At 48.0% G+C, this 26,989-nt stretch carries 25 protein-coding genes and 2 pseudogenes; 18 read left to right on the forward strand and 9 right to left on the reverse strand.

Features of this window, described 5'->3' with window-relative positions; translation table 11 throughout:
- Positions 1 to 33 precede the first annotated feature (33 nt).
- Together ruvA and ruvB are read left to right on the forward strand one after the other, a co-directional pair.
- Positions 34 to 645, forward strand: a complete 612-nt coding sequence (gene ruvA / locus EA14781_RS06220) for a Holliday junction branch migration protein RuvA (RefSeq protein WP_000580343.1) — start codon at positions 34 to 36, stop codon at positions 643 to 645.
- Positions 646 to 653: 8 nt separating this feature from the next.
- On the forward strand, positions 654 to 1,664 hold the full coding sequence (gene ruvB, locus EA14781_RS06225) for a Holliday junction branch migration DNA helicase RuvB (RefSeq protein WP_000568524.1): 1,011 nt from the start codon (positions 654 to 656) through the stop codon (positions 1,662 to 1,664).
- Positions 1,665 to 1,811: 147 nt separating this feature from the next.
- Here ruvB and znuB read toward each other — a convergent pair whose 3' ends face one another.
- Together znuB and znuC are read right to left on the reverse strand one after the other, a co-directional pair.
- On the reverse strand, positions 1,812 to 2,597 hold the full coding sequence (gene znuB / locus EA14781_RS06230) for a zinc ABC transporter permease subunit ZnuB (RefSeq protein WP_000571486.1): 786 nt from the start codon (positions 2,595 to 2,597) through the stop codon (positions 1,812 to 1,814).
- The gene (gene znuC / locus EA14781_RS06235) at positions 2,594 to 3,349 is read right to left on the reverse strand and encodes a zinc ABC transporter ATP-binding protein ZnuC (RefSeq protein ID WP_000203005.1); all 756 of its coding nucleotides are present in this window, start codon (positions 3,347 to 3,349) and stop codon (positions 2,594 to 2,596) included. The genes znuB and znuC overlap by 4 nt, the downstream gene beginning before the upstream one ends.
- 78 nt (positions 3,350 to 3,427) lie before the next feature.
- Between znuC and znuA the strand changes: the two genes are divergently transcribed.
- From znuA to lpxM, 3 genes are all read left to right on the forward strand, one after another.
- A complete protein-coding gene (gene znuA / locus EA14781_RS06240) occupies positions 3,428 to 4,360 on the forward strand; it encodes a zinc ABC transporter substrate-binding protein ZnuA (protein WP_024164814.1) in 933 nt (310 codons plus the stop codon).
- A gap of 15 nt (positions 4,361 to 4,375) precedes the next feature.
- Entirely contained in the window at positions 4,376 to 5,698 is a 1,323-nt protein-coding gene (gene mepM, locus EA14781_RS06245) for a murein DD-endopeptidase MepM (RefSeq protein WP_001184056.1), read from the forward strand.
- Between the two features lie 117 nt (positions 5,699 to 5,815).
- The gene (lpxM, locus tag EA14781_RS06250; RefSeq protein ID WP_002462315.1) at positions 5,816 to 6,790 is read left to right on the forward strand and encodes a lauroyl-Kdo(2)-lipid IV(A) myristoyltransferase; all 975 of its coding nucleotides are present in this window, start codon (positions 5,816 to 5,818) and stop codon (positions 6,788 to 6,790) included.
- A gap of 142 nt (positions 6,791 to 6,932) precedes the next feature.
- On the opposite strand, the gene pyk is transcribed toward lpxM, so the two are convergent.
- Both pyk and hexR read right to left on the reverse strand, forming a co-directional pair.
- Positions 6,933 to 8,375 (reverse strand): pyruvate kinase, encoded by a 1,443-nt coding sequence (gene pyk, locus EA14781_RS06255; protein WP_000091143.1) that lies wholly within the window; start codon positions 8,373 to 8,375, stop codon positions 6,933 to 6,935.
- 126 nt (positions 8,376 to 8,501) lie between these two features.
- On the reverse strand, positions 8,502 to 9,371 hold the full coding sequence (hexR, locus tag EA14781_RS06260) for a DNA-binding transcriptional regulator HexR (protein WP_001056700.1): 870 nt from the start codon (positions 9,369 to 9,371) through the stop codon (positions 8,502 to 8,504).
- Between the two features lie 348 nt (positions 9,372 to 9,719).
- On the opposite strand from hexR, the gene zwf reads away from it, so the two are divergent.
- From zwf to kdgA, 3 genes are all read left to right on the forward strand, one after another.
- Entirely contained in the window at positions 9,720 to 11,195 is a 1,476-nt protein-coding gene (gene zwf, locus EA14781_RS06270; protein ID WP_000301734.1) for a glucose-6-phosphate dehydrogenase, read from the forward strand.
- Between the two features lie 234 nt (positions 11,196 to 11,429).
- The gene (gene edd / locus EA14781_RS06275; protein WP_001069473.1) at positions 11,430 to 13,241 is read left to right on the forward strand and encodes a phosphogluconate dehydratase; all 1,812 of its coding nucleotides are present in this window, start codon (positions 11,430 to 11,432) and stop codon (positions 13,239 to 13,241) included.
- Between the two features lie 38 nt (positions 13,242 to 13,279).
- Complete coding sequence (gene kdgA, locus EA14781_RS06280; RefSeq protein ID WP_000800512.1) at positions 13,280 to 13,921, forward strand: bifunctional 4-hydroxy-2-oxoglutarate aldolase/2-dehydro-3-deoxy-phosphogluconate aldolase; 642 nt, start codon at positions 13,280 to 13,282, stop codon at positions 13,919 to 13,921.
- 54 nt (positions 13,922 to 13,975) lie between these two features.
- On the opposite strand, the gene purT is transcribed toward kdgA, so the two are convergent.
- Positions 13,976 to 15,154, reverse strand: a complete 1,179-nt coding sequence (gene purT, locus EA14781_RS06285) for a formate-dependent phosphoribosylglycinamide formyltransferase (protein WP_000173441.1) — start codon at positions 15,152 to 15,154, stop codon at positions 13,976 to 13,978.
- 133 nt (positions 15,155 to 15,287) lie between these two features.
- On the opposite strand from purT, the gene yebG reads away from it, so the two are divergent.
- The 3 genes from yebG (at position 15,288) to ptrB (ending at position 18,372) form a co-directional block, all read left to right on the forward strand.
- Positions 15,288 to 15,578, forward strand: a complete 291-nt coding sequence (gene yebG, locus EA14781_RS06290; RefSeq protein ID WP_000257734.1) for a DNA damage-inducible protein YebG — start codon at positions 15,288 to 15,290, stop codon at positions 15,576 to 15,578.
- Positions 15,579 to 15,644: 66 nt separating this feature from the next.
- Positions 15,645 to 16,001, forward strand: coding sequence for a protein YebF (yebF, locus tag EA14781_RS06295; RefSeq protein WP_002462313.1), 357 nt, complete (start codon positions 15,645 to 15,647; stop codon positions 15,999 to 16,001).
- A 313-nt stretch (positions 16,002 to 16,314) separates the two neighbouring features.
- Complete coding sequence (gene ptrB / locus EA14781_RS06300) at positions 16,315 to 18,372, forward strand: oligopeptidase B (RefSeq protein WP_001134774.1); 2,058 nt, start codon at positions 16,315 to 16,317, stop codon at positions 18,370 to 18,372.
- On the opposite strand, the gene exoX is transcribed toward ptrB, so the two are convergent.
- The 3 genes and pseudogenes from exoX to holE all read right to left on the reverse strand — a co-directional run bounded on the left by exoX (position 18,369) and on the right by holE (position 19,684).
- Positions 18,369 to 19,031, reverse strand: a complete 663-nt coding sequence (gene exoX, locus EA14781_RS06305; RefSeq protein WP_000944295.1) for an exodeoxyribonuclease X — start codon at positions 19,029 to 19,031, stop codon at positions 18,369 to 18,371. The two genes, ptrB and exoX, sit on opposite strands and share 4 nt — an antisense overlap.
- A 23-nt stretch (positions 19,032 to 19,054) precedes the next feature.
- Positions 19,055 to 19,267, reverse strand: a pseudogene (gene yobB, locus EA14781_RS06310) (carbon-nitrogen hydrolase family protein YobB); the annotation flags it as partial.
- Positions 19,268 to 19,453: 186 nt separating this feature from the next.
- Entirely contained in the window at positions 19,454 to 19,684 is a 231-nt protein-coding gene (holE, locus tag EA14781_RS06315; RefSeq protein ID WP_000916758.1) for a DNA polymerase III subunit theta, read from the reverse strand.
- Between the two features lie 138 nt (positions 19,685 to 19,822).
- Between holE and yobA the strand changes: the two genes are divergently transcribed.
- The 7 genes and pseudogenes from yobA (at position 19,823) to pphA (ending at position 26,779) form a co-directional block, all read left to right on the forward strand.
- Positions 19,823 to 20,200, forward strand: coding sequence for a CopC domain-containing protein YobA (yobA, locus tag EA14781_RS06320; protein ID WP_000741562.1), 378 nt, complete (start codon positions 19,823 to 19,825; stop codon positions 20,198 to 20,200).
- Positions 20,201 to 20,203: 3 nt separating this feature from the next.
- Positions 20,204 to 21,076 carry a copper homeostasis membrane protein CopD gene (copD, locus tag EA14781_RS06325; RefSeq protein WP_000879264.1) on the forward strand — a complete coding sequence of 291 codons (873 nt, stop codon included), beginning with the start codon at positions 20,204 to 20,206 and terminating at the stop codon, positions 21,074 to 21,076.
- Between the two features lie 12 nt (positions 21,077 to 21,088).
- Entirely contained in the window at positions 21,089 to 21,430 is a 342-nt protein-coding gene (locus tag EA14781_RS06330; protein WP_000976464.1) for a YebY family protein, read from the forward strand.
- Positions 21,431 to 22,561: 1,131 nt separating this feature from the next.
- The gene (locus EA14781_RS06340; protein ID WP_000086028.1) at positions 22,562 to 22,882 is read left to right on the forward strand and encodes a hypothetical protein; all 321 of its coding nucleotides are present in this window, start codon (positions 22,562 to 22,564) and stop codon (positions 22,880 to 22,882) included.
- 72 nt (positions 22,883 to 22,954) lie between these two features.
- Positions 22,955 to 24,412, forward strand: coding sequence for a Trk system potassium transporter TrkG (gene trkG, locus EA14781_RS06345; RefSeq protein WP_024164813.1), 1,458 nt, complete (start codon positions 22,955 to 22,957; stop codon positions 24,410 to 24,412).
- Between the two features lie 1,015 nt (positions 24,413 to 25,427).
- Positions 25,428 to 25,997 carry an NleF caspase inhibitor gene (locus EA14781_RS06350; protein ID WP_000938092.1) on the forward strand — a complete coding sequence of 190 codons (570 nt, stop codon included), beginning with the start codon at positions 25,428 to 25,430 and terminating at the stop codon, positions 25,995 to 25,997.
- Positions 25,998 to 26,090: 93 nt separating this feature from the next.
- A pseudogene (gene pphA / locus EA14781_RS06355) lies at positions 26,091 to 26,779 on the forward strand (protein-serine/threonine phosphatase).
- Here the strand turns inward: pphA and EA14781_RS06365 are convergent.
- Positions 26,780 to 26,971: a YdfD/YebW family protein gene (locus tag EA14781_RS06365; RefSeq protein ID WP_000457832.1), complete on the reverse strand. Its 192-nt coding sequence runs from the start codon at positions 26,969 to 26,971 to the stop codon at positions 26,780 to 26,782.
- Positions 26,972 to 26,989 lie beyond the last annotated feature (18 nt).

The following is a 26,989-nucleotide window of genomic DNA, read 5'->3' on the forward strand; positions in this document are numbered from 1 at the left end:
CACTATCTTTAATTCGTTATCCTGGAGCGTCATGTGATAGGCAGACTCAGAGGCATTATTCTGGAAAAACAACCCCCGCTGGTGTTACTTGAAGTGGGCGGCGTAGGCTATGAAGTTCATATGCCGATGACCTGTTTTTACGAACTCCCGGAAGCGGGGCAAGAAGCGATTGTTTTCACTCACTTTGTGGTACGTGAAGACGCGCAACTGCTGTACGGTTTTAACAATAAACAAGAGCGCACGCTGTTTAAAGAGTTGATCAAAACTAACGGCGTTGGCCCAAAACTTGCTCTGGCGATTCTGTCTGGCATGTCAGCACAGCAATTTGTAAATGCCGTTGAGCGTGAAGAACCTGCGGCGCTGGTGAAGTTGCCTGGTATAGGTAAGAAAACCGCCGAACGCCTGATTGTTGAAATGAAAGATCGCTTTAAAGGCTTGCATGGCGATCTGTTTACACCTGCGACAGATCTGGTACTGACATCCCCGGCAAGTCCGGCAACTGAAGATGCCGAACAGGAAGCGGTTGCTGCGCTGGTGGCGCTGGGCTATAAACCACAAGAAGCCAGCCGCATGGTGAGCAAAATCGCTCGGCCTGATGCCAGCAGTGAAACATTAATTCGCGAAGCCCTGCGCGCCGCGTTATGAGGTAAAGGATGATTGAAGCAGACCGTCTGATTTCTGCCGGTACGACTTTGCCGGAAGATGTGGCAGATCGCGCCATTCGCCCCAAATTACTTGAAGAGTATGTTGGTCAGCCGCAGGTCCGCTCGCAGATGGAGATTTTCATCAAAGCGGCTAAACTGCGCGGGGATGCCCTCGATCATCTGTTGATATTTGGTCCGCCAGGGTTGGGGAAAACCACGCTTGCCAACATTGTCGCTAATGAAATGGGGGTTAATTTGCGCACAACGTCTGGCCCGGTTTTAGAAAAAGCGGGTGATCTGGCGGCAATGCTCACTAATCTTGAACCGCACGATGTGCTGTTTATCGATGAAATTCACCGTCTTTCGCCGGTCGTGGAAGAGGTGTTGTATCCGGCAATGGAAGACTACCAACTGGATATCATGATCGGTGAAGGGCCCGCGGCGCGTTCGATTAAAATCGATCTTCCACCGTTTACCCTTATTGGCGCGACCACTCGTGCTGGTTCGTTGACGTCGCCATTGCGCGATCGTTTCGGTATTGTGCAGCGTCTTGAGTTTTACCAGGTTCCCGATTTGCAATATATCGTTAGTCGTAGCGCGCGTTTTATGGGGCTTGAGATGAGTGACGATGGCGCGCTGGAAGTGGCGCGTCGGGCGCGTGGTACGCCACGTATCGCCAACCGCCTGTTGCGTCGCGTGCGCGATTTTGCCGAAGTGAAACACGATGGCACCATTTCAGCAGACGTCGCTGCCCAGGCGCTGGACATGCTGAATGTCGATGCCGAAGGTTTCGATTATATGGATCGTAAATTATTGCTGGCGGTGATCGATAAGTTTTTCGGCGGTCCGGTAGGACTGGATAACCTGGCGGCAGCCATTGGCGAAGAACGCGAAACCATTGAGGATGTGCTGGAACCTTATTTAATTCAGCAGGGCTTTTTGCAACGTACGCCGCGTGGGCGTATGGCAACAGCGCGAGCGTGGAACCATTTCGGCATCACGCCGCCAGAAATGCCGTAGGTCGGATAAGGCGCTTGCGCCGCATCCGACATTGGCAATGAGCCTGATGCGACGCTGTTCGCGTCCTGTCAGGCTTGCCAGAAGTAGCAAACCCGTAGGTCGGATAAGGCGTTTACGCCGCATCCGACAATTGTATTCAGGTACAAATTAACTGGCCTGTTTTTTCATCATACTGATGATAAACAGCAGCGCAGCGCACAGCACCACTGACGGACCTGCTGGCGTATCATAAAACGCGGAAAAAGTTAAACCGCCTGTTACGGCTACCATTCCCACTATAACGGCGGCGCCAGCCATCTGTTCTGGCGTGCGGGCGAAGCGACGTGCTGTGGCGGCTGGAATAATCAGCAGTGAAGTAATAATCAACGCGCCGACAAACTTCATCGCTACACCAATTGTCAACGCCGTTACCAGCATCAACAATAACTTAACACGCTGTAATTTCACGTCATCGACAAACGCCAGGTCAGGACTAATGGTCATCGACAGTAAATTACGCCATTGCCAGAACAGAATTGCCACGACAATAACAACGCCAATTGCGATGGATATAAGATCTTCCGGTGTTACAGCTAACAAATCACCAAACAGATATGCCATCAAATCAACGCGGATGTTAGACATCAGACTGACGACCACCAGACCCAGCGACAATGCGCTGTGCGCCATAATGCCCAGTAGGGTATCAATCGCAAGTTGTGGACGCTTTTCCAGCCACACCAGGCCGCCCGCCAGCAGTAGCGTAACAGCAATCACCGCATAGAATGGATTAATATTCAGCAATAAACCAAACGCGACGCCAAGTAACGACGCGTGAGCCAGCGTATCGCCAAAATATGACATACGACGCCAGACAACAAATGAACCCAGTGGACCTGCGGCACAGGCCAGCATGATCCCGGCTAACCAACCGGGAAATAATAATTCAATCATGAGCGATCATTTCCCCGACGTAGAATAATCCGACCCTGTAAATCGTGGCGGTGATTATGATGATGGCGGTAAATTCCCAGTTGCTCCGCACCGCGAGGGCCAAACATTGAAATAAATTCTGGATGCAGAGAAACCACTTCCGGGGTGCCAGAACAGCAGATGTGATGATTCAGGCAAAGTACTTCATCGGTTTTTGCCATCACCAGATGCAGATCGTGGGAAACCATTAAAACGCCACAATTCAGCTCACGGCGCAACTGGTCTATAAGATCATATAACGCGACCTGACCGTTTACGTCCACGCCCTGCGTGGGTTCATCCAGCACCAATAACTGCGGTTTATTTAACAATGCGCGAGCCAGCAGTACGCGCTGTGTTTCACCGCCTGAGAGTTTTTGCATTGGCGCATCAATCAGATGCCCGGCCTGTACCCGTTTCAGTGCAGGAAGGATATCTTCTTTATGCGTATCAGGGCGTAAGCGTAAAAAACGGTTTACAGTCAGTGGCAACGTGGTGTCGAGATACAATTTTTGCGGCACATAGCCGATGCGTAGTTTTCCGTAGCGCTTGATAACACCTTCATCAGGTGTCACCAGTCCGAGTACGACCCGCACCAGCGTAGACTTACCTGCGCCGTTCGGCCCAAGTAAGGTCAAAATTTTTCCAGGTTTTAATTCCAGCGACACATCAGAGAGGACGCGGCGTTGGCCAAATGAGACCGAGACGTTTTCCAGGGAAACCAGACTTGTCATGTTAATTTTAGTCTTGCAGTAGTCATGAAATGTTATAATATCACATTTCTCATATTCATTACGATGATTGGTCGCATTATGTTACATAAAAAAACGCTTCTTTTCGCTGCATTATCCGTCGCTCTCTGGGGCGGCGCAACACAGGCCGCAGATGCCGCCGTTGTCGCTTCGCTTAAGCCCATTGGTTTCATCGCTTCTGCTATTGCCAATGGGGTTACAGAAACCGAAGTATTGCTCCCCGATGGCGCTTCCGAACATGACTATTCACTACGTCCATCAGATGTAAAACGCTTACAGAACGCGGACTTAGTAGTCTGGGTTGGCCCAGAGATGGAGGCGTTCATGCAAAAACCAGTGAGTAAATTACCCGAGGTGAAACAGGTAACGATTGCGCAGCTGGAGAATGTAAAACCGCTACTGATGAAAAGTATTCACGACGATGATGATGATCACGATCATGGAGAAAAAAGTGACGAAGATCACCATCACGGCGATTTCAATATGCATCTCTGGCTTTCCCCAGAGATAGCGCGGGCTACAGCGGTTGCAATCCATGGAAAATTAGTAGAACTTATGCCGCAAAGTCGAGCCAAACTTGACGCCAACCTGAAGGATTTTGAGGCACAATTAACCTCAACCGAAAAACAGGTTGGTAACGAGCTCGCGCCGCTTAAGGGAAAGGGGTATTTCGTTTTTCACGATGCTTACGGCTACTTCGAAAAACAGTTCGGACTGACACCACTTGGTCATTTTACCGTTAACCCTGAGATTCAACCGGGCGCGCAGCGTTTACATGAAATAAGAACACAGTTGGTTGAGCAAAAAGCAACCTGCGTTTTTGCTGAGCCACAGTTCAGGCCCGCTGTCGTTGAAAGCGTCGCACGAGGGACATCCGTTCGTATGGGAACGTTGGATCCCCTTGGGACGAATATCAAACTGGGAAAAACGAGCTATTCAGAATTCCTGAACCAATTAGCCAACCAGTATGCGAGCTGCCTGAAAGGAGATTAATGAGGAAGTGATTACGTGCAACAGATAGCCCGCTCTGTCGCCCTGGCGTTTAATAATTTACCGCGACCACACCGCGTGATGTTGGGGTCGCTTACCGTTCTTACTTTGGCCGTCGCTGTCTGGCGGCCTTACGTTTATCACCGCGATGTCTCACCAATTGTCAAAACGATTGAGCTGGAACAGAACGAAATCCGTTCACTTTTACCTGAGGCCAGTGAGCCGATTGATCAGGCCGCACAAGAAGATGAAGCCATTCCTCAGGACGAACTGGACGATAAAATCGCCGGTGAAGCGGGTGTTCATGAATATGTCGTTTCCACAGGCGATACACTAAGCAGCATTCTCAATCAATATGGTATTGATATGGGGGATATCACCCAGTTAGCTGCTGCTGATAAAGATTTGCGTAACTTGAAAATTGGTCAACAACTTTCCTGGACATTAACCGCTGAGGGCGATTTACAACGTCTGACGTGGGAAGTCTCTCGCCGCGAAACTCGCACCTATGAGCGTACTGCCGCTAACGGTTTTAAGATGACCAGCGAAATGCAGCAAGGGGAGTGGGTTAACAATCTACTGAAAGGCACCGTTGGGGCGAGTTTTGTCGCCAGTGCCAAAAACGCCGGGCTAACCAGCGCTGAAGTGAGCGCGGTGATTAAAGCGATGCAGTGGCAGATGGACTTCCGCAAACTTAAAAAAGGCGATGAATTTGCGGTATTAATGTCACGCGAAATGCTGGATGGCAAACGCGAACAAAGTCAGTTGCTGGGCGTGCGTTTGCGCTCCGAAGGTAAAGATTACTACGCTATTCGCGCCGAAGATGGCAAATTCTATGATCGTAACGGTACTGGTCTGGCGAAGGGATTCTTGCGATTCCCGACGGCGAAACAGTTCCGCATCTCGTCTAATTTTAACCCTCGCCGCCAGAACCCGGTAACGGGGCGCGTCGCGCCGCACAGAGGTGTCGATTTTGCCATGCCGCAAGGGACGCCAGTGCTGTCGGTTGGTGACGGTGAAGTCGTTGTCGCTAAGCGCAGTGGAGCTGCGGGTTATTATGTTGCTATTCGTCATGGTCGCAGCTATACCACGCGTTATATGCACCTGCGTAAAATTTTAGTGAAACAGGGGCAGAAGGTGAAACGTGGCGATCGTATTGCGCTTTCGGGCAATACCGGGCGTTCAACCGGGCCGCATTTACATTATGAAGTATGGATTAACCAGCAGGCTGTGAACCCACTGACGGCGAAACTGCCGCGTACTGAAGGTCTGACCGGCTCCGATCGCCGCGAATTCCTTGCACAGGCCAAAGAGATTGTGCCACAGCTACGGTTTGATTAATTAACATCCATTCGCAGCCGGTACGCAGTCAGTACCGGCTTTTTTATTTGGTGCGGGGCAAGCTGCGCCGCTACACTATCAGCAGATTGATTTTGCCTTATCCGAAACTGGAAAAGCATGGAAACGAAAAAAAATAATAGCGAATACATTCCTGAGTTTGATAAATCCTTTCGCCATCCGCGTTACTGGGGCGCCTGGCTGGGCGTGGCGGCGATGGCTGGTATTGCCTTAACACCGCCGAAATTCCGCGATCCCATTCTGGCGCGACTGGGCCGTTTTGCTGGACGATTAGGTAAAAGCTCGCGCCGTCGTGCGTTGATTAATTTGTCGCTTTGTTTTCCAGAACGTAGCGAAGCTGAACGCGAAGCTATTGTTGATGAGATGTTTGCCACCGCGCCGCAGGCAATGGTGATGATGGCGGAGTTGGCGCTACGCGGGCCAGGGAAAATTCAGCCACGGGTAGACTGGCAGGGGCTGGAGATCATTGAAGAGATGCGACGCAACGACGAGAAAGTGATCTTTCTTGTTCCGCACGGTTGGGCAGTTGATATCCCCGCCATGCTGATGGCTTCGCAAGGGCAGAAAATGGCGGCGATGTTCCACAACCAGGGTAACCCGGTTTTTGATTATGTCTGGAACACGGTACGACGTCGTTTTGGTGGTCGTTTGCACGCGCGAAATGATGGTATTAAACCGTTCATCCAGTCGGTTCGTCAGGGATACTGGGGCTATTATTTACCGGATCAGGATCATGGCCCGGAACATAGTGAGTTTGTTGATTTCTTCGCTACTTACAAAGCAACGCTGCCTGCGATTGGTCGTTTGATGAAAGTGTGTCGTGCGCGTGTTGTCCCCTTATTTCCAATCTATGATGGGAAAACGCATCGCCTGACGATTCAGGTTCGCCCACCGATGGATGATCTGTTAGACGCGGATGATCATACAATTGCGCGGCGAATGAATGAAGAAGTCGAGATTTTTGTGGGACCACATCCAGAGCAATACACCTGGATTTTAAAATTGCTCAAGACTCGCAAGCCGGGCGAAATCCAGCCATATAAACGCAAAGATCTCTATCCCATCAAAAAATAGAAAGCCTCTCACGAGGAGAGGCTTTAATCTGATGACGGGCCCGATGCGCATGCTTATCTGGTCTACAAGTTAATTGTAATTTTTTGAATTATCACAATATTGTAGGCCAGACAAGGCGTTCATGCCACATCCGGCAACATACTTACTCTACCGTTAAAATACGCGTAGTGTTGGTAGAGCCCACCGTGCTCATTACGTCGCCCTGGGTGACAATGACCAGGTCACCCGACATCAGGTAACCTTTATCGCGCAGCACATTAACTGCCTCGTTGGCAGCCGCGACGCCTTCATTGGCGCTATCAAAGTAAACCGGGGTAACGCCACGATACAGCGCGGTCAGGTTCAGGGTACGCTCATGACGAGACATTGCGAAAATAGGTAGGCCAGAGCTAATACGAGAGGTCATCAGCGCGGTACGGCCGGATTCGGTCATGGTAATGATTGCGGTAACGCCTTTCAGATGGTTAGCCGCGTACATTGCCGACATCGCGATAGCTTCTTCCACATTGTCGAACTGAACGTCCAGACGGTGTTTTGAAACGTTGATGCTCGGGATCTTTTCGGCCCCCAGACAAACACGCGCCATTGCGGCAACCGTTTCTGACGGATACTGACCGGCAGCGGTTTCTGCAGACAACATCACAGCATCGGTACCATCCAGTACGGCGTTTGCCACGTCCATGACTTCTGCACGAGTCGGCATCGGGTTGGTGATCATCGACTCCATCATCTGAGTTGCCGTAATTACCGCACGGTTCAGCTGACGAGCGCGACGGATCAACGCTTTCTGAATGCCCACCAGTTCCGGGTCGCCAATTTCAACACCGAGGTCGCCACGCGCTACCATCACCACGTCAGAGGCGAGGATAATATCGTCCATCGCATCCTGACTGCAAACGGCTTCCGCACGTTCAACTTTGGCGACAATTTTCGCGTCGCAACCCGCCTCGCGAGCCAGACGGCGGGCATAGTTCAGATCTTCGCCGCAGCGCGGGAAGGAGACGGCCAGATAATCTACGCCAATCAGAGCGGCAGTCTTAATGTCTGCTTTGTCTTTTTCGGTCAGGGCTTCAGCCGACAGGCCGCCGCCAAGTTTGTTGATCCCTTTATTGTTGGAGAGCGGGCCGCCGACAGTAACTTCAGTGAACACTTGCATGCCCTTAACTTCCAGCACTTTCAACTGCACGCGACCATCGTCCAGCAGCAGAATATCGCCAGGTACAACGTCAGCAGGGAGACCTTTATAGTCGATACCGACTTTTTCTTTATCGCCTTCACCTTTACCCAGGTTGGCGTCCAACAGGAATTTATCCCCAATATTGAGGAAAACTTTACCTTCTTTAAAGGTTGATACACGAATCTTGGGCCCCTGAAGGTCACCGAGAATAGCCACATGACGCCCCAGTTTTGCGGCAATTTCACGAACTTTATCCGCGCGCATTTTGTGGTCTTCAGGCGAGCCATGAGAAAAATTCATTCGTACGACGTTTGCACCCGCGGCGATAACCTTCTCAAGGTTGTTATCGCGATCGGTAGCCGGGCCTAACGTGGTAACGATTTTGGTTCTGCGAAGCCTTCTGGACATGTAATACTCCGTTGACTGAAACACCCAGGTGTTGCTTGAACATGAAATTCGCATAAATTAAAACCATAATGGTTGTGAATTAGACACATGCGAATGTCGTATAAGAATAGAGCAGTGATAATCGATTTAGCGATCGTCACCGAGATTAAGTAACTGCTTATCAAAACGCGATTCTTTAAGAGCTTCCTTGACCCGCTTCAAGTTATCTCTGAATTTTGCACCGCGTCGCAAAGTAAATCCTGTTGCCAGCACATCTATCACGGTCAACTGCGCAAGTCGAGAGACCATGGGCATATAAATGTCAGTATCTTCCGGTACGTCGAGTGTAATTGCCAGTGTCGCTTCCTGGGCGAGAGGTGTTCCCGTGGAGGTGAGGGCGATTACCATAGCATCGTTTTCTCGCGCCAGCTGCGCCAGTTCGACAAGATTTTTAGTTCTTCCGGTGTGAGAAATCAGCACAACGACGTCTCCGTCGCTACAATTCATACAACTCATTCGTTGCAGCACGATATCGTCAGAGTAGATTACTGGAACATTGAAGCGAAAAAACTTATTCATCGCATCGTGGGCGACGGCGGCAGAAGAACCCAACCCGAAAAAGGCTATTTTCTTTGCCTGAGTGAGGAGATCGACAGCACGGTTGACGGCGGATTTGTCCAGCGAGTGGCGAACGTGATCGAGTGTCGCCATTGCCGACTCAAATATTTTCCCCGTGTATGATTCAACGCTGTCATCTTCATTGACGTTGCGATTAACATAGGGAGTGCCATTAGCCAGACTTTGTGCCAGATGCAATTTAAAATCAGGAAAACCGCGGGTGTCCATGCTGCGACAGAATCGGTTCACCGTCGGTTCGCTGACGTTGGCTTCCAGCGCCAGAGCAGCAATACTCGAATGGATCGCATTGTCTGGCGAAGCAAGAATGACCTCAGCAACTTTGCGTTCTGATTTGCTCAAATGTTCCAGTTGAGACTGGATTTTTTCCAGCATATTCATGATGTAAAGAGACTCACGGGTAATGATGATTTCCGCACTGAAAGAAATCGAAATGCAATTTTGTCTGATATTACGCCTGTGTGTTGCTTTAATGGCAAAAGCGGATAAAAAAGTTGTTATTTTTTTTTCATTACATGATCGATGTCAGATTTTTATCGAATGAGAAAATGACAAAAACGATGATTTTTTTATCAGTTTTATCGCGCTTCAGGGGCTTTTACGGTAATCGCACGGGTGGATAAGCGTTTACAGTTTTCGCAAGCTCGTAAAAGCAGTACAGTGCATTGTAAGAAAATTACAAGTATACCCAGGCTTAAGTACCGGGTTAGTTAATTTAAGGAGAATGACATGGCGGTAACGCAAACAGCCCAGGCCTGTGACCTGGTCATTTTCGGCGCGAAAGGCGACCTTGCGCGTCGTAAATTGCTGCCTTCCCTGTATCAACTGGAAAAAGCCGGTCAGCTCAATCCGGAAACCCGGATTATCGGCGTGGGTCGTGCTGACTGGGACAAAGCGGCATACACAAAAGTTGTCCGCGAGGCGCTCGAAACTTTCATGAAAGAAACCATTGATGAAGGTTTATGGGACACCCTGAGTGCGCGTCTGGATTTTTGTAATCTTGATGTCAACGATACTGCCGCATTCAGCCGCCTTGGCGCGCTGCTGGATCAAAAAAATCGTATTACGATTAACTATTTTGCCATGCCGCCGAGTACTTTTGGCGCGATCTGCAAAGGATTGGGCGAGGCAAAACTTAACGCCAAACCGGCGCGTGTGGTGATGGAAAAACCGCTGGGGACATCGCTGGCAACTTCCCGTGAAATCAACGATCAGGTGGGTGAATACTTCGAAGAGTGTCAGGTTTATCGTATCGACCACTATCTGGGGAAAGAGACGGTACTTAACCTGTTGGCACTGCGTTTTGCTAACTCCCTGTTTGTGAACAACTGGGACAATCGCACCATTGATCATGTTGAGATCACGGTAGCAGAAGAAGTCGGGATTGAAGGGCGCTGGGGCTATTTTGATAAAGCGGGACAAATGCGCGATATGGTCCAGAACCATCTGCTGCAAATTCTCTGCATGATTGCAATGTCTCCGCCGTCTGATCTGAGCGCCGATAATATCCGCGATGAAAAAGTGAAAGTGCTGAAGTCTCTGCGCCGAATTGACCGTTCCAATGTGCGCGAAAAAACGGTTCGCGGACAATACACCGCAGGTTTCGCTCAGGGCAAGAAAGTTCCGGGTTATCTGGAAGAAGAGGGCGCGAACAAAAGCAGTTGCACCGAAACTTTCGTGGCAATCCGCGTTGACATCGATAACTGGCGTTGGGCTGGCGTACCATTCTACCTGCGTACCGGTAAACGTCTGCCGACCAAATGCTCCGAGGTGGTGGTCTATTTCAAATCACCTGAGCTGAATCTGTTTAAAGAGTCCTGGCAGGATCTGCCGCAGAATAAACTGACTATCCGCCTGCAACCTGATGAAGGTGTGGATATCCAGGTACTGAATAAGGTTCCTGGCCTCGACCATAAGCACAATCTACAAACGACCAAGCTGGATCTGAGCTATTCGGAGACCTTCAATCAGACACATCTCGCCGATGCTTATGAACGGTTGCTGCTGGAAACGATGCGCGGCATTCAGGCGCTGTTTGTACGTCGCGACGAAGTGGAAGAAGCGTGGAAATGGGTGGACTCCATTACTGAAGCGTGGGCGATGGACAACGATGCGCCGAAACCATACCAGGCCGGGACCTGGGGACCGGTTGCTTCGGTGGCGATGATTACCCGTGATGGCCGTTCCTGGAATGAGTTTGAGTAATATCTCGACTCATCCTTAATGGTTATTTTACCGGTAACATGATCTTGCACAGATTGTAGAGCAATTTTTACACTTTTAAGCCTCGTGTGGATTCACCCGCGAGGCTTTTTTTATTACACTGACTGAAACGTTTCTGCCCTATGAGCTCCGGTTACAGGCGTTTCTTTCATAAATTCACTGACTGAAACGCGTTGTGAATCATCCTGCTCTGACAACTCAATTTCAGGAGCCTTTATGAATCCACAATTGTTACGCGTAACAAATCGAATTATTGAACGTTCGCGCGAGACTCGCTCTGCTTACCTCGCCCGGATAGAACAAGCGAAAACCTCGACCGTTCATCGTTCGCAGTTGGCATGCGGTAACCTGGCCCACGGTTTCGCCGCTTGCCAGCCAGAAGACAAAGCCTCCCTGAAAAGCATGTTGCGTAACAATATCGCCATCATCACCTCCTATAACGACATGCTCTCTGCTCATCAGCCTTATGAACATTATCCTGAGATCATTCGTAAAGCACTGCATGAAGCTAACGCAGTCGGTCAGGTCGCTGGTGGCGTACCAGCGATGTGCGATGGTGTAACTCAGGGGCAGGACGGAATGGAACTATCCCTGTTAAGCCGCGAAGTGATTGCGATGTCTGCGGCTGTGGGGCTGTCTCATAATATGTTTGATGGCGCGCTGTTCCTCGGCGTATGCGATAAGATAGTTCCCGGGTTGACGATGGCGGCACTGTCGTTCGGTCATTTACCTGCGGTATTTGTGCCATCAGGGCCAATGGCAAGCGGTCTGCCAAATAAAGAAAAAGTTCGTATTCGTCAGCTTTATGCAGAAGGGAAAGTGGATCGTATGGCGCTGCTGGAGTCAGAAGCGGCGTCTTACCATGCTCCGGGAACCTGTACTTTCTACGGCACCGCCAATACCAACCAAATGGTGGTTGAATTTATGGGGATGCAGTTGCCTGGCTCTTCATTTGTTCATCCTGACTCTCCATTGCGTGATGCATTAACTGCCGCTGCCGCGCGCCAGGTAACGCGTATGACCGGTAATGGCAACGAATGGATGCCAATCGGTAAGATGATCGATGAGAAAGTGGTGGTGAACGGTATTGTTGCGCTGCTGGCAACAGGTGGCTCCACTAACCACACGATGCATCTGGTGGCGATGGCGCGTGCTGCGGGTATCCAGATTAACTGGGATGATTTCTCCGATCTTTCTGATGTCGTTCCGCTGATGGCGCGTCTGTATCCAAACGGTCCAGCCGATATAAACCACTTCCAGGCTGCGGGTGGTGTGCCGGTGCTGGTGCGTGAACTGCTCAAGGCGGGTCTGTTGCATGAAGATGTCAACACGGTTGCGGGCTTTGGTCTCTCGCGTTACACCCTCGAACCGTGGCTGAATAATGGCAAACTGGACTGGCGCGAAGGCGCAGAAAAATCGCTTGATAGCAATGTGATTGCCTCTTTCGAACAGCCGTTTTCGCATCATGGCGGGACAAAAGTTTTAAGCGGCAACTTGGGTCGTGCTGTTATGAAAACCTCTGCTGTGCCGTTAGAAAATCAGATTATTGAGGCGCCTGCTGTCGTTTTTGAAAGCCAGCATGATGTTATGCCTGCTTTTGAAGCGGGGATGCTGGACCGTGATTGTGTCGTTGTTGTCCGTCATCAGGGACCAAAAGCGAACGGAATGCCAGAATTACATAAACTCATGCCGCCACTTGGTGTATTATTGGACCGGTGTTTCAAAATTGCGTTAGTTACCGATGGACGTCTCTCCGGGGCATCAGGTAAAGTGCCGTCAGCTATCCATGTAACACCAGAAGCCTACGATGGCGGACTGCTGGCGAAAGTACGCGATGGGGACATCATTCGTGTGAATGGACAGACAGGCGAACTGACGCTGTTGGTAGACGAAGCGGAACTGGCCGCTCGTGAACCGCACATCCCTGACCTGAGCGCGTCACGCGTGGGAACAGGACGTGAGTTATTCAGTGCCTTGCGCGAAAAACTGTCCGGTGCCGAACAGGGCGCAACCTGTATCACTTTTTAAGACGACAAAATTTGTAATCAGGCGAGAGAAAAACTCTGATGAAAAACTGGAAAACAAGTGCAGAATCAATCCTGACCACCGGCCCGGTTGTACCGGTTATCGTGGTAAAAAAACTGGAACACGCGGTGCCAATGGCAAAAGCGTTGGTTGCTGGTGGGGTGCGCGTTCTGGAAGTGACCCTGCGTACCGAGTGTGCCGTTGACGCTATCCGTGCTATCGCCAAAGAAGTGCCTGAAGCGATTGTTGGTGCCGGTACGGTGCTGAATCCGCAGCAACTGGCGGAAGTGACCGAAGCGGGTGCGCAGTTCGCCATTAGCCCGGGTCTGACCGAGCCACTGCTGAAAGCGGCGACCGAAGGCACTATTCCTCTGATTCCGGGCATCAGCACGGTGTCTGAATTGATGCTGGGTATGGACTACGGCCTGAAAGAGTTTAAATTCTTCCCGGCTGAAGCTAACGGCGGCGTGAAAGCCCTGCAGGCGATTGCAGGTCCGTTCTCCCAGGTTCGTTTCTGCCCGACGGGTGGTATTTCCCCGGCTAACTACCGTGATTACCTGGCGCTGAAAAGCGTACTGTGCATCGGTGGTTCCTGGCTGGTTCCGGCAGATGCGCTGGAAGCGGGCGATTACGACCGTATTACTAAGCTGGCGCGCGAAGCTGTAGAAGGCGCGAAGCTGTAAGAATCAAAATGCCCGATTGTTAATCGGGCATTTTTGTCGCGTTTTTTGCCGGGTTTAACCTTGTACTTTCACCTGTCCGGCGGCGAGCTTCGCACGTTCAATGGCCTCATCAACACTCTCTGCGGTCGCCAGCGCTACCCCCAGACGACGGCTGCCATCAATTTCCGGCTTACCAAATAAACGAATCTGCAAACCTGCGCCAACGGCATTCTGCACATTATCAAACGTGATGTTCTGGCTGGTCAGTTGCGGCAGGATAACGGCTGAAGCGGCCGGACCATACTGGCGAATAGCGCCAACCGGAAGACCGAGAAAAGCGCGTACGTGCAGGGCAAACTCCGAAAGATCCTGGGAAATTAACGTCACCATCCCGGTATCATGCGGGCGAGGGGAGACTTCGCTGAAAATCACCTCATCACCACAAACAAACAACTCGACGCCAAACAGACCATAACCGCCCAGCGCCAGTACCACTTTGCGGGCAATTTCCTGCGCGCGTTCCAGGGCCAGCGGACTCATTTGCTGTGGTTGCCATGATTCCCGGTAGTCGCCATCTTCCTGGCGATGGCCTACGGGGGCACAGAAATGGACTCCATCCGCGGCACTGACGGTCAGTAATGTAATTTCGAAGTCAAACTTAACCACGCCTTCAACAATCACGCGACCCGCTCCGGCGCGACCGCCTTGCTGGGCGTATTCCCATGCCTGGCTAAGCTGTTCGGCAGAGCGAATAAATGTCTGCCCCTTGCCAGAGGAACTCATCACCGGTTTAACAATGCAGGGATAGCCGATGTCGGCAACCGCCTCGCGGAAAAGGCTTTCGCTATCGGCAAAACGATAAGTTGAAGTGGGCAGTTGCAGCTCTTCTGCCGCCAGGCGACGGATCCCCTCGCGATTCATCGTTAATTTCGTTGCGCGAGCGCAGGGGACAATATTCAGTCCTTCCTCTTCAAGCTGGAGCAGCATATCGGTGGCAATAGCTTCGATCTCCGGCACGATATAATGCGGCTTTTCCTGTTCAACCACACGGCGCAATGCATCACCATCCAACATATTAATGACATGAGAACGATGTGCGACATGCATGGCTGGTGCGTCAGCATAGCGATCGACAGCAATTACCTCTATGCCAAGGCGCTGACACTCGATTGCCACTTCTTTACCCAATTCACCGGAGCCTAATAACATCACGCGAGTTGCTGCCGGACGCAGCGCAGTGCCTAATAACGTCATAACGAATATCCCCTGATTAATTCCGCGCGCAGTATAAACGAAAACGTTTGCGCATGTCTTTATTGCTAATGTTGATTTCCCAGTCAAAAAGAAATATACTGTATAAAATTACAGTTATTCTGAGAGGCTGCAAATGGCGGTTGAAGTTAAATATGTGGTCATTCGTGAGGGCGAAGAGAAGATGTCGTTTACCAGCAAAAAGGAAGCCGATGCTTATGACAAAATGCTCGATACAGCAGATCTTCTCGACACCTGGCTGACAAATTCCCCGGTGAAAATGGAAGACGAGCAACGAGAAGCCCTTTCACTATGGTTGGCTGAACAGAAAGATGTGTTGAGCACAATCCTGAAAACTGGCAAATTGCCGTCTCCGCAGGTGGTCGATACGGGCCCTGATGTGGAAGATGAAGCTCACGCAGCTTGAAGTCACTTGCGCTCCTGACAATTTGTACCATGCTTTCTCCTGAATCATTGTGCTATGGAGAAAAACATGAAAAAAAGAGGAGCGTTGTTGGGGCTGTTGTTGGCTTCCGCCTGTGCATCAGTTTTCGCTGCCAATAACGAAACCAGCAAGTCGGTTACTTTTCCCAAATGTGAAGGTCTGGATGCTGCCGGAATTGCGGCGAGTGTGAAACGTGACTACCAACAAAACCGCGTGGCGCGCTGGGTAGACGATCAAAAAATCGTTGGCCAGGTCGACCCGGTGGCTTGGGTCAGTTTGCAGGATATTCAGGGCAAAGAGGGCAAATGGTCAGTGCCGTTGACCGTGCGCGGTAAAAGTGCCGATATTCATTATCTGGTGAATGTGGACTGTAAAGTGGGAGTGGCGGAATATCAGCGCCGTTAATCACCGTCGACCCTGGTGAGCAGGGTCGCAATACTTATTGAACGGACAACTGTTCGAATCGCAACGCTGATGAAAAGTGTCCGTAATAAAGAAGAGGCGCTGGAAATCTATTTTCTGAGTTATGCTGCCACTAACGTTATTGTATTAAACAAACCAACGTAAACACCTGAGCAGGCGGATGATGTCAACCTGCGCTATTTCTATTTTCATGCCATAACGTGTCAATATCGATGCAATGACTATCCTGTTTCGCTTGCATCCCTGGTGAGTTTTGCCACCCTTATAAGATGTTTCAATCTGAAAGAACAATCACATGCCACCAAAAGCGACCCAAATTCCTCACGTCATGACACTTCATGGCGACACACGCATCGACAATTACTATTGGCTGCGGGATGACACGCGCTCGCAGCCGGAAGTGTTGGATTATCTGCAACAAGAAAATAGCTATGGTCACCAGGTGATGGCTTCACAGCAGGCTTTGCAGGATAGAATATTAAAAGAGATCATCGATCGTATACCGCAAAAAGAAATTTCTGCGCCTTACATTAAAAATGGCTATCGCTATCGGCATATTTATGAACCAGGCTGTGAATATGCCATCTATCAGCGTCAGTCGGCGTTTAGTGAAGAATGGGACGAATGGGAGACTTTGCTTGATGCAAACAAGCGGGCGGCGCACAGCGAATTTTATTCCATGGGTGGAATGTCGGTTACGCCCGATAACACCATTATGGCGCTGGCGGAAGATTTCCTCTCCCGACGCCAGTACGGCATCCGTTTTCGCAATCTTGAAACAGGTAATTGGTATCCAGAACTTCTTGATAATGTTGAACCCAGCTTTGTCTGGGCGAATGATTCCTGGACTTTTTACTATGTGCGCAAACATCCGGTGACGCTGCTGCCTTATCAGGTCTGGCGCCATTCCATAGGCACACCAACATCTCAAGATAAACTGATTTACGAAGAAAAAGACGAGACCTTTTATGTCAGCCTGCATAAAACGACTTCGAACCATTATGTGGTCATTCATCTCGCCAGCGCCACCACCAGCGAAGTTCGTCTGTTAGATGCAGAACTGGCTGATGCCGAGCCATTTGTCTTTTTACCGCGGCGCAAAGGCCATGAGTACAGTCTCGATCACTATCAACATCGGTTTTATTTGCGTTCCAACCGCAATGGTAAAAATTTTGGTTTATACCGTACTCGAATGCGTGATGAGCTGGAGTGGGAAGAGTTAATTCCACCGCGCGATAACATCATGCTGGAGGGCTTTACGCTGTTTACGGACTGGCTGGTTGTTGAAGAACGCCAGCGTGGCTTGACCAGTCTGCGACAGATCAATCGCAAAACGCGGGAAGTTATCGGCATTGCTTTTGACGATCCGGCCTATGTGACCTGGATAGCATATAACCCGGAACCAGAGACCTCGCGATTGCGTTACGGTTATTCGTCAATGACCACGCCAGATACTTTGTTTGAACTGGATATGGATACGGGGGAACGCCGGGTGCTGAAACAAATGGAAGTCCCCGGTTTCGAAGCGGCGAATTACCGTAGTGAACATCTGTGGATCACTTCTCGCGATGGCGTCGAAGTTCCGGTTTCGCTGGTTTATCATCGCAAGCATTTCCAGAAAGGACATAATCCACTGTTGGTGTACGGTTATGGATCTTACGGTGCAAGCATTGATGCTGATTTTAGTTACAGCCGCTTAAGTTTATTGGATCGTGGTTTTGTCTACGCCATTGTGCATGTTCGTGGTGGCGGTGAGCTGGGGCAACAGTGGTATGAAGACGGTAAATTTCTGAAAAAGAAAAATACCTTCAATGATTATCTTGATGCCTGCGACGCATTGTTAAAGCTGGGATATGGCTCTCCTTCACTCTGTTATGCGATGGGCGGTAGTGCAGGCGGGATGTTGATGGGCGTTGCGATTAATGAACGTCCTGAGCTATTCCACGGTGTGATCGCTCAGGTGCCATTTGTTGATGTTGTGACAACGATGCTTGATGAGTCGATCCCTCTTACGACTGGTGAGTTTGAAGAGTGGGGAAATCCACAGAATCCTCAGTATTATGAGTATATGAAAAGCTATAGTCCGTATGACAATGTCACGGCGCAGGCTTATCCGCACTTGCTGGTGACTACCGGTTTACATGATTCACAGGTACAATATTGGGAACCCGCCAAATGGGTGGCTAAGTTGCGCGAGCTAAAAACGGACGACCATCTGTTGTTGTTATGTACCGACCTGGATTCAGGGCATGGCGGTAAATCAGGACGCTTTAAATCTTACGAAGGCGTGGCGATGGAATATGCTTTCCTGATAGCCCTGGCGCAGGGGACATTGCCGGGCAAACCTGCCTAAGCATTCTCCAGATAATGTTTTAATGTTAAACGCAGTTCCGGGCTCATGCTATCAAGGTTGTTAAACAACCATCGCAGATAGCCCGGATCGCGCTCTGCAACTTCAGAAACCGCCTTACCGCGATACTTGCCAAATGTGAACGTTGTTAACAGTGACGGACGCCCGGTGATATCAGCCATTTGTTCTGCCGTCCAGCCGGATGTGTTCATAATATCGATAAGCAAGGCTGCTGTGATGTAACAGTCATACAGCGCGCGGTGGTGATGCAGCCCCGGCGGCGTCTGCACATTCAGCTTGCGCGTTTTATACAGCGCCATGTTGCTGTATTTAATTCCTGGCCACAAACGACGGGCCAGTTTCATGGTGCAGATCCATTCGCCAGGCATTTCAGGTAGTACACGGCGGTCAAAGCTGGCGTTATGCGCGACATACCATTCACTACCGTAATAGTGTGGGATCACGTCCTCAATCCACGGTTTGTCGGCGACCATGGATTCAGTAATACGATGAATTGCCATCGCTTGCGGAGTAATAGGGCGGTCAGGGCGAACCAGGTGACTCATCGGATTAACGATTTTCCCGTCAACAACATCAACGGAGGCAATCTCCACGATCCCCCCCTGTAAACCGCAGGTTTCTGTATCGATAATACGCAACATGGCAAAACTCCGGGCCGAAACGCTTAGCGTAATGGAATGATATCGCCTTGCCAACCCTGCTGTGTGCGCTGACCCACTAACAATAGCGAACCACGATCGGCGCGGACGATGAGCCGACCATGTTCGTCCCATAATGCGCTGTTACCGCGGGCATTAGCCATCAGAACAGCGATGGAGAATTGATGTGAGAAAAATTCTAAGCGACGGGTGGAAGCCAGAAGATCGGGTTCGCCTAAATGTTCAGCCAATGAGGCTTTACAAGGCTCATATTGTGCGGCTGCAACCTTCCAGTACGACATGATGACTTCCTTTTCATGGTGCCAGCAAATTATGGGGGCGGTTTAGAAAATGCTTATGATCTAGCAGCCATTAGCTTATGATCTAGCAGCCATTATGTAAAAAAGTGTAACTCAAAATAAGGTTTATTTAAGTTTGGGTTCGTAAGGTAAACGTGACAGATTCACAGAGGCGAGACGATGCGCAATGAGCCGTTCGCGAAACCAGCCGCGCAAGTGTTCAGGTTGCTCGCGTTCAACCGCTTCGGCTATCACCGGCATATTGTAACGCTCTTTAAATGCCACCCCGGCAGCAGCCAGATCGACATTAACTTTATCCATTTCAGTTTGATCCAGTTTAGCCAGATTCTTCAACATTCTATGTCTCCTCATCAATTGCGGGCAAAAGTTACTAACAGTCAGCCAGGATGGCAAGTCAGAATTGATGATCCTCGACTCAGACATTAGACAAGGTTATGCTCTGTAAAAAAGTTATTACAAAAAGGAATAGATAATATGGCTGCAACTGCACATTCTCTGGGCTACTCGTTGGCATTTCTTGTCGCTTCGCTGACCATTACTCCTTCCGCTTGGGCGCATGCGCATTTGACACATCAATACCCTGCGGCGAATGCGGAAGTTACTGCCGCCCCGCAGGCAATCAGCTTAAACTTTTCTGAAGGCATTGAATCTGGATTCAGCGGCGCCAAAATCACCGGTTCTCAGAATGAAAGCATCAATACACGACCTGCGAAACGGAATGAGCAGGATAAAAACCAACTAATTATTCCGCTTGCTGACCCTCTTAAACCCGGCACATATACCGTTAACTGGCATGTCGTCTCGGTAGACGGGCATAAGACCAAAGGGCAATACACCTTTAGCGTGAAATAACACATGTTGGCGTTTACCTGGATTGCGCTGCGATTTATCCATTTCATCTCTCTGATGCTGGTCTTTGGTTTCGCAATGTATGGCGCATGGCTGGCGCCGGTGACGATTCGTCGATTGCTGACGAAACGTTTTCTCCGCTTACAACAATATGCTGCAGTCTGGAGTTTGAGCAGTACCACTGCAATATTCGCTGTTCAGGGCGGAATGATGGGAACTGGATGGGCGGATGTTATTTCGCCAGACATCTGGCAGGCCTTGTTGCAAACGCAGTTTGGCGGAGTCTGGCTTTGGCAGATTGTTCTTGCCCTCGTTACGCTAACCGTTGCGTTCATGCAACCGGGGAATATGTCGCGTTTGTTGTTTATGCTGACTACCGCGCAATTTGTCCTGATGGCGGGAGTAGGGCATGCGACGTTAAATGAAGGACTAATTGCGAAAGTTCATCAGACTAATCATGCTGTACATTTGATCTGCGCGGCGGCATGGTTTGGGGGATTGTTGCCTGTCATCTGGTGTATGCGAATAGTTAAAGGGCGTTGGCGACATCAGGCCATTCACGCTCTGATGCGTTTTTCCTGGTGCGGGAATTTTGCTGTGATTGGCGTGTTGGTGAGTGGCGTGTTAAATGCCCTGTTCATCACTGGATTTTCGCCAACGCTTGCGACTTACTGGGGGCAACTTTTACTGCTTAAAGTCGTACTGGTGATAATTATGGTGGGCATCGCGCTGGCAAATCGTTATGTTCTGGTGCCGCGCATGGGGCAAGACGAATACCGTGCGGCTATCTGGTTTGTGTGGATGACTAAACTCGAATGGGCGATAGGTGCAGTGGTGTTGGTAATTATCAGTCTGCTCGCAACTCTCGAACCTTTTTGATGGATTACGAAAATGATGAAAAAAAGTATTCTGGCGTTTTTGTTGCTTACAATCTCCAGCGCGGCGTTGGCGGCACCTCAGGTGATTACCGTCAGTCGTTTTGAAATTGGCAAGGACAAATGGGCGTTTAATCGCGAAGAGGTGATGCTGACATGCCGACCGGGCAATGCTCTGTACGTCATTAACCCCAGCACTCTGGTACAGTATCCTTTGAATGATGCCGCACAAAAGGAGGTGGACAGTGGCAAAACTAACGCCCAGCCCATCTCGGTGATACAGATAGAAGATCCCAACAAACCAGGCGAAAAAATGAACCTGGAACCATTTATTGAACGAGCTAAAAAACTCTGTTAATTGCCTAAAATAGTCTTTTGATTTCCAATAAAAAACCGCCACAGTTCTTTCACCAGAACGGGCGGTTTTTAACATTTAAGACGATGGCCGACGCGCTTTTTACTGACCATTTTGTACGCAAACTGGAAAACCTGGCGTCGTCATCTATTCTTAAAGAGCAAGGCAACTAAGCCTGCATTAATGCCAACTTTTAGCGCACGGCTCTCTCCCAAGAGCCATTTCCCTGGACCGAAAACAGGAATCGTTTTCGGTCTCTTTTTATTAATATTAAAAATCAATGTATTACGGGTATCTCCCCGAAATTTACTTGAGTTTCTGTATTCGGTCTTTTTTGGTTATATCACAACCAAAATATATTTAACAATCCATTTACGTAAAAATCAGATCTGCACGTACGTTTTTCTCTCATCAGGATACATTTTGTTATTTCCTCTGATGTGTGATCAGGAAGTTTCTGAGCAAATCCTTTCCCATAAGCAGCTCCTTTATACAGTCGTCCTGCCTGGTGTCCGATCTCATGAAATGTCGGCGGTTTTTTTGCTGATTAAATCTGCTTTACGCCGGAATTTAATGACAGGTTTAACCTGATTCTGACTAATAACTTTGTGGAGCCTTGCTCCAGATATCACAGTGAACTTGCGTAATATTTCCAGTTAACTTCCTGATAACAGCCTTTCATTTGAGAAAACTAATATGACTGACATATTATATTTCTCTTCAATTCATTTAGTTAAACTCTGCTGGTAACATGAGTCAACGTCCCAAACACTACAGAGTTGCTCCTTAGTTCGAGGGGGGAATAATTGTTTAGCGGGAAACCGCGGGACAAGCTTCTGAGCATTGGCAATAAAGACGAGATAAAAAAGAGCGCGGCTGTAAGATTTAAGCCGCGGGACAAAGTCCGTGAAATATCACGAATTTCCTTTCCTCCCCCGCTCGGGAAGTGCAGGAAGTATATAAATTTGTTTTTCTTTTTTGAATAAAAAAATTAATCTGAATTTTGGGTAAGTCTTATTTCTCCGAGCCGAATTCCGTGTATATCAAATCGAACAACGCCATTCCAAAGGCATCTACAGGGACCTTTGATAGCACAGGCGCTGACGGTTTTTTTACCATTTACAGGAGAACAGCATGTCCAGATTCTTATCCTGTTCTGGTTCGGCTGTAGCGTCAGGTGGAGCGACAGCATTCGGGCTGTTCATCAGAACGGATTTCAGGATAGTGTGTGGTACATTTGCCGAAGCGTTATTTGTGGTCACGATGCCACGGGCGGTGTACTGTCGATCCTTGATTGCAGCAAAAACCGACTACGACAGTGTATCTGTGGATGCGCTGTGTGAGGTGATGGTGTCAGTGATACATAATCGAGTAGTGGCTGAAGCAAAAAAGGTTAGCTATCGTATGGTTCATTTTGCGGATTGTTTCATAAGGGCTGGTGAAGTAAGATCTTAGAACAGTCAAAATTTATACAGTATAATCATAGTATTGCAGCAAGGTGGGTTATAATTGGAAGAGCGTTTAGATATGAATACATCTCATGTAAGAGTTGTAACTCATATGTGTGGTTTTTTGGTCTGGCTCTATAGCCTTTCGATGCTGCCACCGATGCTTGTAGCATTGTTTTATAAAGAAAAAAGCCTGTTCGTTTTTTTTATAACATTCGTTATATTTTTTTGTATTGGTGGTGGTGCGTGGTATACAACTAAAAAATCGGGCATTCAATTACGTACCCGTGATGGGTTTATTGTAATTGTAATGTTCTGGATTTTATTCTCTATTATTAGTGCATTTCCATTGTGGATTGATTCTGAACTAAATTTAACGTTTGTTGATGCCTTGTTTGAAGGTGTTTCCGGGATAACTACAACTGGTGCAACTGTTATTGATGATGTTAGTTCTTTGCCACGAGCATATCTATACTATCGCGCGCAGTTAAATTTTATAGGTGGTCTGGGAGTTATTGTTCTGGCGGTTGCAGTTTTGCCATTATTAGGTATTGGCGGCGCAAAGCTTTATCAGTCAGAAATGCCGGGACCATTCAAAGATGACAAATTGACACCTCGTCTGGCTGATACATCGCGCACACTTTGGATAACATATTCGTTATTAGGTGTTGTTTGTATTATCTCTTATCGGCTGGCAGGAATGCCTTTGTTTGATGCTGTCTGTCATGGGTTATCAACGGTCTCTCTGGGCGGCTTTTCAACGCATAGCGAGAGTATTGGTTATTTTAATAATCATCTGATTGAACTGGTGGCTGGCTCTTTCTCTCTGTTATCAGCTTTTAACTTTACTCTATGGTATGTTGTTATAAGCCGGAAAACGCTAAGGCCCTTAATCAGGGATGTTGAACTCCATTTCTTTTTATTAGTTGCGACAGGAATAATTGCCATTACAGCATTTCAGGTCTGGCATATAGGTAAGTATGATTTATCTGAAAGTGTGATCCATTCATTTTTTCTGGCTAGCTCTATGTTAACGGATAATGGATTGGCCACGCAAGATTACTCAAGCTGGCCGGTGCATACGATAGTACTTCTGCTTTTATCTAGTTTTTTTGGCGGATGCATTGGGTCAACGTGTGGTGGGATTAAGTCACTGAGATTTCTAATACTGTTTAAACAAAGTAAACACGAATTAAATCAACTCTCTCATCCCAGAGCATTGTTGAGTGTCAGTGTGGGAGGGAAAATCGTCACAGAGCGTGTAATGCGTTCTGTATGGAGTTTCTTCTTTCTTTATACTTTATTTACAGTGTTTTTTATACTTATATTAAATGGTATGGGATATGATTTTCTGACATCTTTTGCGACAGTGGCGGCATGTATTAATAATATGGGATTAGGTTTCGGGGCTACAGCATCATCATTTGGAGTCCTTAATGATATTGCAAAATACTTAATGTGTATTGCCATGATTTTAGGACGTCTTGAAATTTACCCTGTCATTATATTGTTTTCAGGTTTTTTCTGGCGCTCTTGATATAGCGCGTGCTAATAATTATGTATTGCTTTTCTGTATTATTGCAGCTCTCCAGTGAAGCGCTGCAATAATACAAAGAATTGTGCAAACTGCGTAAAGGTGGAGCGAAGAATACAAAAAAATTCATCTAATTACGGAAATTGACAAAGATATTTTATTTATTCTGAATGAATCTGAAGGTAATGTTGCTGGGCCAGATCAGGTTGTGATTGATACATTTGATATTTAGTTTTTCTGTACGTATGCGGCGTATTGGCAATGTGGCCGCATACGGTTTTGTACATTCACTTAATAATTATATTGATAGGATATTAACTACTTAGCACAAAACTGCTTCTCTGAATGCCAATACTTTTACTATTACAGCGATTATTTGTTCATTAACTCCATTACTAAGACTTAGGCAGGATGTATCTTTTTCATGAACTTCGTTTAAATTTTTTAAAACGTGTCATTTTGTAGTAAATTTAAAATATTTCAGTGTTTTTTTTGTAATATTAAAAGATAATGTGGACTGCAAAATCTATTGTTTCTGTCGAGGTATTAAAATGCATAGATAAGTTATTTTTTTATTAGGTGTGTAGCGATATTTAATTTAGTTGTCTCTGGAGCGGTAACGATAAATGACTCTCCTGTTCTTAAAGATCATGATATATGTGGATACACTTTTCACCTTTATCAATAAGTTCACCAACAGAGGTTGCGACCCTTTAGTATCACTATATTTTCTTTTTTACTTATGATCTTTCTTGCCGTTTATTGTTCCTGTTGAGTGCAGTAACTTGCCTCTGAGAGTCAGAATCAAGCGCCTGGCTTATCGGGTTATTTATTTTTTTTGTTAATCTTTATGAAAAGTATTTTTGTTTTAGTGCAAAAATATTTATTAGAGATAATTTTAATTGTTAATGTGTTAATTTTTATGATGGATATCATATAATTTATTTTTTGTGCGTGTTGCGTGCAGGGATTAATATGTGTTAATGATGTTGTGTTTTTTATTCAGGAGAATCTCAACATGTTGCCGACTAATAATGGAGCTTCAAATCTTTATTCATGGATGTATGTATCCGGTAATGGTACTACGCCCGTTCCTGAGGCAGTGAGTGAACTTAACCATAATCATATCCTCACTCCAGAGCAGGAGGAAAAAGTGGCTGTTATGGTAACCGCATATTCCTGTGCAACAAATACCAGTGAGCGTGAAGATCTTTATCCTCCCATAAAAGATTTGGTTGATGCTTTAATGACGAAAAGAGCGGAGGTATTTGAAGTACAAAATGAAGGTACCGATAACGTTAAAGGTGCTCTTCGTGAAGGAAAGACAACTGATGACCGGGATCGTTATGTCCGGGATCTGTTATTCCTGTATACATTGAAAACAGGAATGGATGATGTGAGGGCAGAAAAAGGATTGGCGCCATGTAAAGTGGATGACCTGTTGAATCCTCATCACACGACAGAATTCGCTGGTGATCTAAAAGCACTCAAATGTCTGGTTGAAGGACGAAGCGACGATTATGCTCCTGGTGAGCCTGTTCAGGTGCCCGACCTTACTTACAACAAAGGTTCAATGCAATTTGGATAGTCTATAATCTTTAACACGCGCTCACTGTCTAATTTCAATTTTTTAGCATTTTCATTGAAATGAAATAACTTTCTGCACGGGAGTGAAAAGTTGATGAAACAGAGAGAGCGTGTCTATCAGAGAATTGATGGCAGTCAGTGGCGACATATTTGGCTGGTGGGGGATATTCATGGCTGTCTGACGCAACTGCGTACGAAATTATGGAACTACCGTTTTGAACCATGGCAAGACTTACTGATCTCGGTAGGTGATGTCATTGATCGTGGCCTGGAGAGTTTGCGTTGCCTGCAACTACTGGAGCAACGTTGGGTTAGAGCGGTAAGAGGTAATCATGAGCAGATGGCGATGGATGCGCTGGCATCACAACAGATGTCATTATGGTTCATGAATGGCGGCAACTGGTTTATCGGACTGGCTGATAAGCAACGGGAACAAGTGAAAATGATGCTGGTAAACTGCCAGCGTCTGCCGTGGATTATTGAACTGAACAGTAGCACGGGCAAACACGTTATTGCTCATGCTGATTACCCCAGCGATATTTATGAATAGCAAAAGGAAGTCGATCTACATCAAGTGTTGTGGAGCCGTTTGCGGTTGATTGAAGGTCAAAAGGGGCAGGGGATTACGGGCGCTGATCATTTCTGGTTCGGTCATACGCCATTACGCCATTACGCCATTACGCCATTACGCCATTACGCCATCGTGTAGATATCGGTAACTTGCATTATATCGATACTGGCGCTGTCTTCGGTGGGACGCTCACGCTGGAACAGCTCCAGTAATTAAAAATCACTGTGCTTTTGGGCCGGTCGCCAGAATCCATCAATAAAATCTTCAATGGGAAAACAGCCGCCGTGGCGGATTCGTTGATCGTTCATTGAGTAAAGGCACTGCAGCTCAGTGTTGTAGACATCCACAACAATGTCTTCACAACCCGCGTCCAGATAACAAACAAAAAGTACCAGCGCGAACATTTCATCCCCGAAGTGTGG

Origin of the sequence: Escherichia albertii NBRC 107761 = DSM 17582 (assembly GCF_000759775.1) — a bacterium.
In the GTDB taxonomy this organism is placed as follows: Bacteria; Pseudomonadota; Gammaproteobacteria; order Enterobacterales; family Enterobacteriaceae; genus Escherichia; species Escherichia albertii.

Bases quoted from the DNA above. Each gene is read 5' to 3' on its own strand.
- yebG (WP_000257734.1), top strand. From the start codon at position 15,288: ATGGCGGTTGAAGTTAAATATGTGGTCATTCGTGAGGGCGAAGAGAAG.
- znuA (WP_024164814.1), top strand. From the start codon at position 3,428: ATGTTACATAAAAAAACGCTTCTTTTCGCTGCATTATCCGTCGCTCTC.
- EA14781_RS06340 (WP_000086028.1), top strand. From the start codon at position 22,562: ATGTCCAGATTCTTATCCTGTTCTGGTTCGGCTGTAGCGTCAGGTGGA.
- EA14781_RS06365 (WP_000457832.1), bottom strand. From the start codon at position 26,971: ATGTTCGCGCTGGTACTTTTTGTTTGTTATCTGGACGCGGGTTGTGAA.
- zwf (WP_000301734.1), top strand. From the start codon at position 9,720: ATGGCGGTAACGCAAACAGCCCAGGCCTGTGACCTGGTCATTTTCGGC.
- kdgA (WP_000800512.1), top strand. From the start codon at position 13,280: ATGAAAAACTGGAAAACAAGTGCAGAATCAATCCTGACCACCGGCCCG.
- ptrB (WP_001134774.1), top strand. From the start codon at position 16,315: ATGCCACCAAAAGCGACCCAAATTCCTCACGTCATGACACTTCATGGC.
- ruvB (WP_000568524.1), top strand. From the start codon at position 654: ATGATTGAAGCAGACCGTCTGATTTCTGCCGGTACGACTTTGCCGGAA.
- znuC (WP_000203005.1), bottom strand. From the start codon at position 3,349: ATGACAAGTCTGGTTTCCCTGGAAAACGTCTCGGTCTCATTTGGCCAA.
- trkG (WP_024164813.1), top strand. From the start codon at position 22,955: ATGAATACATCTCATGTAAGAGTTGTAACTCATATGTGTGGTTTTTTG.
- hexR (WP_001056700.1), bottom strand. From the start codon at position 9,371: ATGAATATGCTGGAAAAAATCCAGTCTCAACTGGAACATTTGAGCAAA.
- EA14781_RS06350 (WP_000938092.1), top strand. From the start codon at position 25,428: ATGTTGCCGACTAATAATGGAGCTTCAAATCTTTATTCATGGATGTAT.
- purT (WP_000173441.1), bottom strand. From the start codon at position 15,154: ATGACGTTATTAGGCACTGCGCTGCGTCCGGCAGCAACTCGCGTGATG.
- yebF (WP_002462313.1), top strand. From the start codon at position 15,645: ATGAAAAAAAGAGGAGCGTTGTTGGGGCTGTTGTTGGCTTCCGCCTGT.
- znuB (WP_000571486.1), bottom strand. From the start codon at position 2,597: ATGATTGAATTATTATTTCCCGGTTGGTTAGCCGGGATCATGCTGGCC.
- lpxM (WP_002462315.1), top strand. From the start codon at position 5,816: ATGGAAACGAAAAAAAATAATAGCGAATACATTCCTGAGTTTGATAAA.
- yobA (WP_000741562.1), top strand. From the start codon at position 19,823: ATGGCTGCAACTGCACATTCTCTGGGCTACTCGTTGGCATTTCTTGTC.
- exoX (WP_000944295.1), bottom strand. From the start codon at position 19,031: ATGTTGCGTATTATCGATACAGAAACCTGCGGTTTACAGGGGGGGATC.
- holE (WP_000916758.1), bottom strand. From the start codon at position 19,684: ATGTTGAAGAATCTGGCTAAACTGGATCAAACTGAAATGGATAAAGTT.
- copD (WP_000879264.1), top strand. From the start codon at position 20,204: ATGTTGGCGTTTACCTGGATTGCGCTGCGATTTATCCATTTCATCTCT.
- edd (WP_001069473.1), top strand. From the start codon at position 11,430: ATGAATCCACAATTGTTACGCGTAACAAATCGAATTATTGAACGTTCG.
- pyk (WP_000091143.1), bottom strand. From the start codon at position 8,375: ATGTCCAGAAGGCTTCGCAGAACCAAAATCGTTACCACGTTAGGCCCG.
- EA14781_RS06330 (WP_000976464.1), top strand. From the start codon at position 21,089: ATGATGAAAAAAAGTATTCTGGCGTTTTTGTTGCTTACAATCTCCAGC.